Source organism: Campylobacter sp. CFSAN093224 (genome assembly GCF_012897395.1).
Taxonomy (GTDB): Bacteria; Campylobacterota; Campylobacteria; order Campylobacterales; family Campylobacteraceae; genus Campylobacter_D; species Campylobacter_D jejuni.
Genome location: NZ_CP040607.1, coordinates 317,783 through 329,575, shown reverse-complemented (window position 1 = coordinate 329,575; position 11,793 = coordinate 317,783). Strand labels below are relative to the sequence as shown.

At 29.5% G+C, this 11,793-nt stretch carries 14 protein-coding genes; 5 read left to right on the top strand and 9 right to left on the bottom strand.

Going from position 1 to position 11,793, the window contains the following annotated elements; translation table 11 throughout:
• Nucleotides 1-76 precede the first annotated feature (76 nt).
• A complete protein-coding gene (locus FBF11_RS01725) occupies nucleotides 77-1,102 on the bottom strand; it encodes a cytochrome-c peroxidase (protein ID WP_002868678.1) in 1,026 nt (341 codons plus the stop codon).
• Between the two features lie 200 nt (nucleotides 1,103-1,302).
• On the opposite strand from FBF11_RS01725, the gene plsY reads away from it, so the two are divergent.
• From plsY to FBF11_RS01700, 5 genes are all read left to right on the top strand, one after another.
• Nucleotides 1,303-1,911: a glycerol-3-phosphate 1-O-acyltransferase PlsY gene (plsY, locus tag FBF11_RS01720; RefSeq protein WP_002854681.1), complete on the top strand. Its 609-nt coding sequence runs from the start codon at nucleotides 1,303-1,305 to the stop codon at nucleotides 1,909-1,911.
• On the top strand, nucleotides 1,896-2,213 hold the full coding sequence (locus tag FBF11_RS01715; RefSeq protein WP_002854273.1) for a dihydroneopterin aldolase: 318 nt from the start codon (nucleotides 1,896-1,898) through the stop codon (nucleotides 2,211-2,213). Before plsY ends, FBF11_RS01715 begins: the two co-directional genes overlap by 16 nt.
• Before the next feature lie 78 nt (nucleotides 2,214-2,291).
• A complete protein-coding gene (gene hsrA, locus FBF11_RS01710) occupies nucleotides 2,292-2,963 on the top strand; it encodes a homeostatic response regulator transcription factor HsrA (RefSeq protein WP_002854696.1) in 672 nt (223 codons plus the stop codon).
• Nucleotides 2,964-3,075: 112 nt separating this feature from the next.
• On the top strand, nucleotides 3,076-3,321 hold the full coding sequence (locus FBF11_RS01705; protein WP_002854647.1) for a YfhL family 4Fe-4S dicluster ferredoxin: 246 nt from the start codon (nucleotides 3,076-3,078) through the stop codon (nucleotides 3,319-3,321).
• Complete coding sequence (locus FBF11_RS01700) at nucleotides 3,321-4,781, top strand: Ppx/GppA phosphatase family protein (RefSeq protein WP_002858654.1); 1,461 nt, start codon at nucleotides 3,321-3,323, stop codon at nucleotides 4,779-4,781. The genes FBF11_RS01705 and FBF11_RS01700 overlap by 1 nt, the downstream gene beginning before the upstream one ends.
• Here FBF11_RS01700 and FBF11_RS01695 read toward each other — a convergent pair.
• The 8 genes from FBF11_RS01695 to FBF11_RS01660 form a co-directional block, all read right to left on the bottom strand.
• Nucleotides 4,778-5,575, bottom strand: coding sequence for a hypothetical protein (locus FBF11_RS01695; protein ID WP_002858691.1), 798 nt, complete (start codon nucleotides 5,573-5,575; stop codon nucleotides 4,778-4,780). The genes FBF11_RS01700 and FBF11_RS01695 overlap by 4 nt on opposite strands.
• Complete coding sequence (gene fliN / locus FBF11_RS01690) at nucleotides 5,576-5,884, bottom strand: flagellar motor switch protein FliN (protein ID WP_002868677.1); 309 nt, start codon at nucleotides 5,882-5,884, stop codon at nucleotides 5,576-5,578.
• Entirely contained in the window at nucleotides 5,884-6,306 is a 423-nt protein-coding gene (locus FBF11_RS01685; RefSeq protein WP_002854524.1) for a chemotaxis protein CheX, read from the bottom strand. Before FBF11_RS01685 ends, fliN begins: the two co-directional genes overlap by 1 nt.
• Before the next feature lie 70 nt (nucleotides 6,307-6,376).
• Nucleotides 6,377-7,126 (bottom strand): tryptophan synthase subunit alpha, encoded by a 750-nt coding sequence (gene trpA / locus FBF11_RS01680; protein ID WP_002854645.1) that lies wholly within the window; start codon nucleotides 7,124-7,126, stop codon nucleotides 6,377-6,379.
• A complete protein-coding gene (gene trpB / locus FBF11_RS01675) occupies nucleotides 7,119-8,297 on the bottom strand; it encodes a tryptophan synthase subunit beta (RefSeq protein WP_002854204.1) in 1,179 nt (392 codons plus the stop codon). Before trpB ends, trpA begins: the two co-directional genes overlap by 8 nt.
• Entirely contained in the window at nucleotides 8,294-8,893 is a 600-nt protein-coding gene (locus FBF11_RS01670) for an N-(5'-phosphoribosyl)anthranilate isomerase (RefSeq protein ID WP_002858740.1), read from the bottom strand. Before FBF11_RS01670 ends, trpB begins: the two co-directional genes overlap by 4 nt.
• Nucleotides 8,880-10,481, bottom strand: a complete 1,602-nt coding sequence (trpD, locus tag FBF11_RS01665) for an anthranilate phosphoribosyltransferase (protein WP_100625350.1) — start codon at nucleotides 10,479-10,481, stop codon at nucleotides 8,880-8,882. Before trpD ends, FBF11_RS01670 begins: the two co-directional genes overlap by 14 nt.
• Nucleotides 10,478-11,728, bottom strand: a complete 1,251-nt coding sequence (locus FBF11_RS01660) for an anthranilate synthase component I family protein (protein WP_002868675.1) — start codon at nucleotides 11,726-11,728, stop codon at nucleotides 10,478-10,480. Before FBF11_RS01660 ends, trpD begins: the two co-directional genes overlap by 4 nt.
• Nucleotides 11,729-11,793: the final 65 nt, after the last annotated feature.

Here is an 11,793-nt window from a genome sequence, read left to right as displayed (position 1 = left end):
AAATTTAAAGACAATTATAACAAAGCTAAGATAAAGAAATTTAAACAAGCTCTAAAAATAGAGCTTGTTTGGAACCTTATAGTTCAGGTTTAGGAGTTTTTTCAGTAGAAATAGGAAGTTGTGGATAAACAATTGCTGGTTTTGTTCCTGTTAAGGATTTTAAGAAAGTTTCAATACTTTTTGCTTCTTTATCAGAAATTTTAATGCCAAGTTGCACACTACCCATTTCCTTAATAGCATCTTTTAGATTCCAAATAGCGCCATTATGAAAATATGGAGCAGTTTCAGCAACATTTCTTAAAGTTGGAGTTTTTACCATGCCATTTGCATCACCTTTAAAATCACCTAAATTTGCAAATTTATATTTACCAGCAACTTCAAACGCTTGCATATTGCCACCTAAATTCACACCATTATGACAAGCTACACAACCCTTGTCTATAAAAAGCTTTAAGCCTTTTTGCTCTTCTTTTATTAAAGCTTTTTCATCGCCTTCTAAAAATTTATCAAAACGAGATGGAGTGATCAAGGTTCTTTCAAAATTTGCAATTGCATCAGCAATATTGTCAAAATTTACACCACTTTTACCATAGATTTTTTTAAACTCACTCACATATTCAGGCAATGATGAAATTTTTTCTACTGCGAGTTTAGCAGGAGTTGCCATTTCAGGATCAGCTTGGATTGGACCTTTAGCTTGATCGGCTAATGTTCCTGCACGACCATCCCAAAATTGAGTATTATTTAAAACCGCATTATAAACTGTTGGTGAATTTAAATGATGGGGATTTGCTGTCCATTTATGACCTATTGCAGTACTAACCCCATCTGTTCCACCAAGTCCTACATTGTGACAGGTATTACAAGAAATGATACCACTTTTTGAAAGGCGTGGTTCAAAATAAAGCTTTTTGCCAAGCTCTGCTTTTTCAAGAGTAAATTCACTAGCCTTTACTCCATTTTGTTTTAAAATTTCATCAACACCTTTTTGATCTTTTGGCAAGGCAACAAGACCTGAATTTTTAGCTTCATCTATAAGACTTGCAGCATTTAAGCTTGAAAAAGCAACTAAGGATGCGATTAGCAATGCTTTTACTTTCATTTATAAACTCCTATTAAAGATAAATTAAAATAAAATAATAATTATTTAGAGCTTAAATAAAGATAAATATTATTAAAAAATATTTACAATTAATTAATACTATTTTTATCCTATAAAAATTATTTTTGTTTATTTATTTTCATAAGATATAATTTTTAGTTATAAATCTTAAAATTTTAAGATGATTTGAAAAGGATATTATGGAAAATTTAATAATTTACGCTTTTATATATCTTTTAGGTTCAATCCCTTTTGGGCTAATCCTAGCTAAATTTTTTGCTAAAACTGATATCAAAAAAGAAGGTTCAAAAAGTATAGGAGCAACCAATGTTTTAAGAGTAGTAAAAGAAAAAAATCCCAAACTAGCAAAAAAACTTGCCATTGCTACAATAATTTTAGATTTTGCAAAAGCAGCTATTCCTTTATTAACCTTGAAATTTCTTCATTATGATCAAGCTTTGCTTTGGAGCGTGGCAGTTTTGGCTATTTTGGGACACTGTTTTTCAATTTACTTGTTATTTGAAGGAGGGAAAGGCATAGCAACAGGAGCAGGTGCTATGATAGTTTTGCTTCCATTGGAAGTGCTTACAGCATTTATTGTATGGGTAGTTATAGGAAAAATTTTTAAAATATCTTCGTTAGCTTCTTTAGCAGCGTTACTTGCTTTTGTTGTAAGTTCTTTTATATTTAATTATGACTTAGAAATTCATACACATGCACCCGTTTTCATTATCGCTTTTATTATAGTATATAAACATCTACCTAATATTAAAAGATTGATTTTTAAAGAAGAATGCAAAGTCATATAAAAATAAAATTTCACTTTAAGTGTATCATTGGTATATTAGATTTCGAAAGAAGGAAAAAACAAAAAATTATTATCAAGCTTAAAGCTAAAGCAAATGAATTTTTAAATTATGCAGAAGTAATTACCAAAATTAAAACATGGTATAAAAAAGAAGAATTTTACACCCTTGAAGAGTCTTTAGACTTTGTAAGCTTAAATTTAAAAAAAGATTTTCCTAATTTAACCAATCTTAACATAAAAATTTTCAAACCCCATATAATAAAAAATGCTACAGTTGGGGTTAAATTGAAAAAAAAATATTAATTTTTTTTTAAAGATATCTAAACATTTACTTAAGCTATGATATAATTCTTTAAATTTTTCTTAATAAGGATAGAACAAATGAGAATTTTAGTTATAGAAGATGAGATTAGCCTAAATAAAACAATTATAGACAATCTTAATGAATTTGGTTATCAAACTGATTCTTCTGAAAATTTTAAAGATGGAGAATACTTTATCGGCATTAGACATTATGATTTAGTTTTAGCAAACTGGACTTTACCTGATGGAGATGGAGCGGAACTTGTTAACACTATTAAGCATAAATCTCCAAGAACTTCAGTTATGATTATGTCTTCAAAAACAGACAAAGAAACAGAAATCAAAGCTTTGAAAGCTGGAGCTGATGATTTTGTTGCAAAACCTTTAGATTTTGATATTCTACTCGCAAGAATTGAAGCAAGACTAAGACTTGGCGGAACCAATGTTATTAAAATTGAAGACTTAGTTATTGATCCAGATGAGGAAAAAATTACTTATAAAGATCAAGATATAGAACTTAAAGGAAAACCTTTTGAAGTTTTAACGCACTTAGCAAGACATTCGGATCAAATTGTATCCAAAGAACAACTTTTAGATGCCATCTGGGAAGAACCTGAGCTAGTAACTCCAAATGTTATCGAAGTAGCTATCAATCAAATTCGTCAAAAAATGGATAAACCATTAAATATATCTACCATAGAAACAGTTCGTCGTAGAGGATACCGTTTCTGCTTCCCTAAAAAATCTTAACAATTTTGCACCTTCGGTGCAAAAAATTTATCTTTATTTCTATTTTTATATTTTATTTAAGTTTGGTTATTGTATAAACTAAAATTATTTTTTAAATTTTTGAAAGGTTATGATGTCTCTTTTAATTACAAAAGACTGCGTATGTTGTGATGCTTGCAGAGAAGAATGTCCTGATGAAGCTATTTATGAAAATAGTCCAATTTATGTAATAGACCCTGATCTTTGTTCAGAGTGCGTTAATGATTTTTCAGAGCCTGCCTGTATTGTTGCTTGCCCATATGAATGTATCATTCCTGATCCTGATAATGTAGAAACTATAGAAGAATTAAAACTCAAACATAGAGATAGAGAATTTTAATGGCAAAAAAAACAGCCGTTGTTGATCTTGGCTCAAACTCCATTAGAATGGTGATTTTTGAAAAAACTTCTAGATATGGTTTTTATACAACTTGCGAATACAAACGCAAAGTAAGACTTGGAGAAAATGCTTATAATAATGGCAAAATTCTCCAAGAAGAAGCCATGCAAAGAGCCGAAGATGCCTTAGCTTTTTTCAAACAATGCGCTTTAAAGCATAAGTGCAAAAAAATATTTATAGTAGGCACATCAGCCTTAAGAGATGCCCCAAATTCAAAAAATTTCATTAAAAGAATCAAAGATAATCTGTCTTTAAATATACGCTGTATAGATGGAAAAAGCGAAAGTTACTTAGGTGGTCTTGCAGCTCTAAATTTATTAAGTCCTTTTAAGGATGGAACCACTTTAGACATAGGTGGTGGTTCTAGTGAATTGTGTTTAATAAAAAATAATAGAATTATTTCTTGCATATCTCTTGATATTGGCACTGTTAGGCTAAAAGAATTGTTCTATGATACTGGAAAAATGGATTCTTTAGAAGAATTTATAAAACCAATTTTAGAACAAATTCCTAAAGAATTTTACAATCAAAACCTTATTGCAATAGGTGGAAGCTTAAGAGCAATATCTAATTCCATCATGCAAAAAAATTCCTATCCACTGAAAAATTTACATGATTTTCGCTATATGCTAGATGAAGAAAAAGGACATATTTTAAAAATTTTTAATTCAAACTTAGACTCTTTAATCAATTTTGGCATAAAAAAGGATCGTTTTGATACCATTAAAGAGGGTATATTTATTTTTTTAAAGATTGCGGAAAAAATAAAAGCCAAACAAGTTATCACGAGTGGGGTTGGAATCAGAGAAGGAGTTTATTTGCAAGATTTACTTCGTCCTAAAATCACATTTCCACCAAATTTCAATCCCAGTTTAAAATGTTTGCAAGATAAATTTTTACAATCAAAACAAAAAAATAAAACTCCACATTTTGCTCTGCAAATTTTTACAACCCTTAAAAATCTTCATAAACTTAACGATAACTATAAGCATACTTTACTAAATGCTGCCAAATTATGCCATATTGGAGAATATTTAAATTTCTATTTTGCTAATGAACACTCTGCTCATTTTGTACTAGGTGGATTAAATTATGGATTTTCGCATAAAGAAAAAGCTTTAATTGCTAGTATTATTAAGCTTAATGGAAAAAAAGTTAATCCTTATAATCTTGAACCCTATAAACAACTTTTACCCAATATTCATACCATTTCATGGCTTAATTTTATTTTGTGCTTAGCTAAAACTTTAAGCACAAATGAAGATAAGATTGATTTTGCTTTTGCAAACAATACTCTTTATATATATCAAGAAAACAAAATTCTTAATTTACCCAAAGATGAGCTCAAAAAAATTGCAAAACCAGCTACCATAGCATTAGCAATCAATCAAAAAATTTAAGATTTTTTACCTTTTTGACGCTGCTCTATAAGATTTTGAATTCTTTTTTTATTCTCTTCAAAAAAAGAATCAAAATTTTTCTCTGTTTTTTCTGTATGTTTTATTGTTTGTTCCTCTGGAATTTCAACACTTTCTAAAAGCACATTGGAATTACCTATTATCATTGTATAACGTTTATTAGCGTGATCAAAAATAACAAGTTGATTATTTTTATCTAAAAATCTTTGGAAAATCATAGTAAAATCTCTAGAAACATTGTTATTTTTATAAACCATAGTCTTTTTAAACCACCAAAGCACTATTAACAAAATAACTAAAATTAGCATTACTAAGATATAATTTGTATAATCATACCCTTCTAAACTTGTACTTTTTGGTTTAGGCATTAATTCTTGAGAATTATTCACAGTAGTTGTAGGTACAGATTCGATATTTGCTTTTCCTTGCTCTATAGCTCGTATCCTTACTCCAAATTTATCATTGATAGAGCTAAGTTCTAAATTAATATTTTGTTTGTTTTGTAGCATAATATAGGTATTATTATTTTTAGAACTAATACTAATTTTATCTACAAGTTGAGAGTTAAGTTCTTTTAATTCATCTTTAGAATACGTTAAATCACTAAAAGTTAAAAGAGTTAAATTTTTTTCTTTTTTTTGAGAAATCTTGCCATTATAGGCATTATCAAAAGAAAGCATTAAATCTACTCGATCATTTCTATCGTAGATATTAAAACTAATCAGCTCAACACTATATAAAGGTAAAATTAAAAAAAATAATACTAGCAATCTCATTTAAATTTCTTTTTTAAAGTATTGAAGCACAGTCTTAGAATCCAAAATTTCATTAATTCTTATAGCGAGATTTTTTTCATAAACCATAACCTCGCCTTTGCCAAAAATTCTTTTATTGATATAAAGCTCAACGCTTTCTCCAGCAGGCTTTTCAAGATCAATCACCGAACCTACTTCAAGTTTTAAAAGCTCCGCTACACTCATATTTGTAGTTCCAAGCTCGCTTACAAAATCTACTGTAATATCTAAGATATCTTCATAAGATTGTAAAAGCCCATGATGAATGCTAAACTCTATATCATCGCTCATTATTTGCAATATCCTATTCTAAAATAACAATTTTCAAATTTATAAGTTAAAGCTTCATCTAGAACTATTTCAGAAAAATCAACTTTTCCTAAATATTCCGGAATTCCGAGTTTATACTCGTCATCACCCTTGGCATCATTTAACAAATTTTTAGCATAACCTATAATCTGATTGGCACATTCTTTAGTTAAATCGCACCAGTCATCTTCTTTAAATTTTTCATCATTAATTAAAATTTCTGCAATTTTTTTTAAAAATTCTTTTGGAAAAAATAAATAAAAATTACATTCTCCTTCGCTTTTGCCCATGATAGGAATACTCGCTCCATAAAGTTCACCGCTTATATCTTGAGCTGCTTCAATGCGAAGTCTTAAGATATGCTCGCAAAAATGAGTGATGGAATACTCAAGAATCTTTAACATAACTACCACCTTTATAAAAAACTTAATTTAAAATTATAGTAAATATAAAATAAAAATATGTTTTAAAATTTTATTTTTTGAAAATTTCTTCAATATCTTTCATTATTATATCCAAATTTCCTTGTTTAAAACACTTTACTATGCTAGTTCCCACAATCACTCCGTCAGCAACTTTTCTCATTCTTTTTACATCTTGATTATTTTGAATGCCAAAGCCTACAAAAATAGGCAAATTTGTAAAAGATCTGATTTCTTTTACTTTATCTTGTAAGATTGCTTCTTCGACACTTTTCGTACCTGTAATACCTATGCTTGCTAATAAATAAATAAAACCTTTAGCATGTTTTACTAACTTTTTAACCCTTTCTTTAGGGGTTGTAACACTTACAAGTGTAATTAAAGCTATATTATATCTTTCACACTCTTTAATTAAATCATCACTTTCTTCAAAACTCAATTCAGGCACAATCAAAGCACAAATCCCTAAAGATTTTGCTTTTTTCACAAATTTTTCCAAGCCATAAGAAAAAATTAAATTATAATAAACCATAAAAACCAAAGCTTTTTTAGTTTTTATCCTAGCTAAAAGCTCAAAAACACTATGAATATCCACGCCTTGATCAAGAGCTATTTTTGCCGCATCTGCAATAATCTCACCATCGGCAATAGGATCACTATAAGCAACACCAAGTTCTAAAATATCAATAGGGCTTTGATCCAATCTTTGCAAAAAAGCTTCACTTGTTTGAAGATTTGGATAACCTAAAACCGTATAAGCCACATTTGCATTTTCTTTATAAAATTTTCTAAAATCAACCATAAATCACCCCTTTTTTATAATCTCTAATCATTTGCATATCTTTATCTCCCCTGCCTGAAAGATTTACTACTATCACGCTTTTCTTTTTTAAAGTTGGACAAAGTTTTTCTAAAAATGCCAAAGCATGCGAACTTTCAATCGCTGCAATAATACCTTCTTCTTTACAAAGTAATTTTAAAGCCTGCATACATTCTTCATCACTTATAGCATGATATTGCGCTCTTTTGCTTTCAAATAAAAAAGCATGCAAAGGACCAATTCCTGGATAATCAAGCCCTGCAGAAACACTATGTACAGGCAAGATATTGCCTAAATCATCTTGTAAAACCTTGGTTTTCATACCGTGAATAATGCCTGTTTTTCCCTTATTTAAAGTCGCTGCATGATAAGGCGTATCAATGCCAAGCCCCCCTGCTTCAATACCTATAAGTTTAACATTTTCATCTTTGATAAAATCATAAAAAATCCCAGCTGCATTGCTTCCACCCCCAACAGCTGCGATAATATAATCTACTTTTTTATTGAGTTTTTGAAGTTGCATTTTGCATTCTTTTCCTATAATACTTTGAAAATGCATTACCATTTTAGGATAAGGATAAGGACCTACCGCACTTCCAACCACATAAAAAATATTTTTAATATCTCCAACCCAAGCTTGAATAGCCGCAGTAGTAGCTTCTTTTAGAGTTTTAAGCCCACTTTGTACTGCATGAATTTTAGCACCCAAAAGCTCCATTTTATAAACATTTAAAGCCTGTCTTTGCACATCGGTTGCCCCCATATAAATTTCACATTCAAGTCCTAAAAGTGCTGCTGCAGTGGCTGTTGCAAGCCCGTGTTGACCTGCTCCTGTTTCTGCTATGATTTTTTTCTTTCCCATTTTTTTTGCTAAAAGGGCTTGAGCGATGGCATTATTGATTTTATGTGCTCCGGTATGATTTAAATCCTCGCGTTTTAAATAAATTTCATGCTGATATTTTTTGCTTAAATTTCTAGCAAAATAAAGTGGAGTAGGACGCCCTACATAAGTTTTTAAAAGCTCGTTTAATTCTTTTTTAAAGAGTTTATCTTTAGAAAATTTCAAAAAAGCACCTTCTAGCTCATTTAAAGCAAACATTGCACTTTCAGGCAAAAACTGCCCACCAAAATCCCCATAATACGCTTTTTTCATTTTTTCAACTCCTTTAAAATTTGTTTTATTTTGTTGATATCTTTTAAGCCTTTTTCATCTTCAAGTTTTGAATTAAGATCTAAAATTTTAGCTCCCGTTTTTACAGCCTTATGAACATTATCCAAACCTATGCCTCCGGCTAATATAAAATCTTTAGTATAAGAACCTAATAAAGTCCAATCAAAACTTATTCCATTACCGCCCTTTAAAATTCCCTTAGCATCAAAAAGTACTAAATTAGCAAAAATTTCACTTTTTAAATCTAAACTATTTTCCACACTAATCACCTGCCAAACAAAAACATTTTGCACCTTTAAAATTTCAAATTCTTCTTTGGTAATAGTGCGATAAATTTGTATCCCATCAAGCTTAGCTTCTTTAATACATCTTAAAATTTGTTCCAAATTTTCATCTACAAAAACACCGACAACTTTTTTATCTTTTTCATGAAAAATTGCACTTAAATTTCTTGCTTGTTCTAAACTCACTCTTCTTGGACTTTTAGCAAAAATAAGTCCAAAAAAATCAATATTTAAAAAAGCTAAATCTTTGGCATTTTTTTCATCTTTAATACCACAAATTTTAAGCTTTAGCATAAGCTTGATACTCCTTAAAATATTCTATAACCTTACCTGAATAAATGGCTTCTAAAATCATATCTTTAGCCACTAAAGGCGAACTTGCTTTATTGGCTGTATAAAGTGCAAACATAGCATTTAAAACTACCAAATCAAATTTTGCCCCTTGCATTCTACCGCTTAAAATATCTTTTAAATCTTTAGCGTTGTCATATGCACTAGATCCTATGATTTCACTATGAAAAGCTCTTTTAAAACCAAATTGTTCAGGACAGATAGAATACTCTAAAATTTCTCCTTCACAAAGCTCATAAATTTTACTTTCATCGCAAATACTAAGCTCATCCATACCATCATTTCCTCTTACCACTAAAGCTTTTTTGCGTCCTAAATTTTTTAAAACCTCTATCAAAAGCCTATGCACAGGTGCGTGATAATTTCCCATAAGTTGATATTTTAACTTTAAATTAGGGTGCAATAAAGGACCTAAAACATTAAAAACCGTTCTTACTCCAAGTCTTGATCTGATCTCTTTAAGTTCTCCTACTAAAGGATGAAAAAATGGAGCATGTAAAAAACTAAGCCCTTGATTATTTAGTTGTTTTAAAACTGATTCTAAAGTGTTTGGAGTAGTTATATTTAAAGCTTCTAACACATCTGTACTTCCGCTAGAACTTGAAATGGCACGATTTCCGTGTTTGGCTACTTTTACTCCTAAAGCTGCTAAAATAAAAGCACTAGTCGTAGAAACATTGATACTTTTAAAACCATCTCCACCTGTTCCACAAATATCAATCATCTCACTCTCATCACTAAAAGTTTGAGAATATCTTAAAATTTGTCTTACAAAAGCACTTAAAGATTTTTCGTTTAAAGACTTTTCAGTGATTAAAATCAACAAAGCCGCTACTTGTAAAATTTCATAATCTTTAGACATAATAATCTTACAAATTTGCTCAAAATCATCGCTTTGTAAAAAATGATTTTCACTCATTTTTTGCAAATAAAAACTTAAAGGATTTTCTTGTTTTTGTGGTTTTTTTATATCTTGTTTTAAAAAATTAGAAAAAAGTTGTAAGCCATATTCACTAAAATAGCTTTCAGGGTGAAATTGCACACCATAATAAGGTAAATTTTTATGCCCCAAAGCCATAATCACACCCTTTTCATCAAGGGCTAAAATTTCAAGCTCATCGCCAAGCTGTTTAACCTCTAAAGAATGATAACGCATTACACTAAAATTTGAAGGTAAATTAGAAAATAATTCATTTTCCTTGCATTGTTTTATCAAAGAATTTTTTGCATGCATAGGCTCTTGCATCTTAACCACTAAAGAATCAAAAGCTAAAGCTAAAGCTTGATGTCCTAAGCAAATGCCCAAAACAGGGATATTAAGCCTTGCTTTAAAAATTCCAAGACAAATCCCACTTTGACTTGGATGCTTTGGACCAGGACTTAAAATAATATGAGTAGGATTTAAATTTTTAATTTCACTCAGAGAAATTGCATCATTTCTTCTTACTAAAATTTCATCATTGCTGAGTTGCTCTAACATGCTTTTAACATTAAAAACAAAAGAATCATAATTATCAATTAAAAGTATCATTGATTTTCCTTTTTTAAATTTTCAAAAGCTACCAAAAGTGCCTTGCGTTTAGCACAAATTTCTGCATATTCTTTTTGACTCTCACTTTGCAAAACAATACCCGCCCCACTTGCCAAATAAGCCTTATCTTGAGTAAAAAAAGCGCAACGGATTAAAATCGCTAAAGTTATGTCTTCGTTAAAATTTAAAAATCCTACCGCACCACCATAAATTCCACGATCGCAATCTTCAAGCTCGCTAGTGATCTCTAAAGCTCTTATTTTAGGAGCTCCGCTTAAAGTTCCCGCTGGAAAAACTGCTTCAATCACATCAAAAATACTCGCATCTTCTTTCATATTGGCATACACTTCACTCACTATGTGCATTACAAATTTATTTTTAATAATAGAAAAAAGATTTTCCACTCTTGTTTGAGTGCCAAATTTAGAAGCATCATTTCTTGCTAAATCTACAAGCATCTTATGTTCACTAAGTTCTTTTTCATCACTTAAAAGATCTTTTTCTAAAGCTAAAAGATCACAGTTATTTTCCAAATTTCTAGTTCCAGCAATAGGGGCTAAATAAATCTCTCTTTTTTTAATTTTCAATAAAAACTCTGGAGAAGAACCCAAAACAACACCATATTTACTTGGAAAATAAAACATATAAGCGCTTGGATTTAAAGCACTTAAACTCTCATAATAATCAAAAGCATTTACTTGATGTTTGATACAAAGTTGCTTACTTAAGACCACTTGAAAAATATCTCCACTTAAAAGATATTCTTTGGCTTTTTCGCACATTTTTAAAAAATCATTTTTTTCATCTTCTAAAGAATTTAAAATTTCAAAATCATTTTTTTGTTTCTTTTTCATTGGTTTAATATCATCTTTTAAATATTCAAAATATTTTGAAGCACCAAATTTAAAAAACATCTTGCTATTTTTCTCATAAATCAAATAAGCTTTAGCATTGGCAAATAAAAATAAAGGAAAATCATAATTTTTCTTAGAAGAAAGTGGAATTTTTTCAAACAAAGATACAAAATTTGCACTAAAAACTCCAAAAAATCCAGCAAAGTCGCAAATTTTATTCTTGCTTAAAGCTTCATAATATTTTGCCTTAAACTCGCTAAAGGATAATTCATTAGCATCTAAATAATCACAATCAATCCCTATAATTACCTTGGTCAAATCCTCTGCAAAATAAGAATTTTCAAATTTTTCAAGGATTTGTCTATAATAAAAATTTACATTTTTAACAAACATAATAAACCTTTTTTAAAAAAAATAAATTAAAATAATATTAAAGAAAAAATTTAGATAAAAAGAAG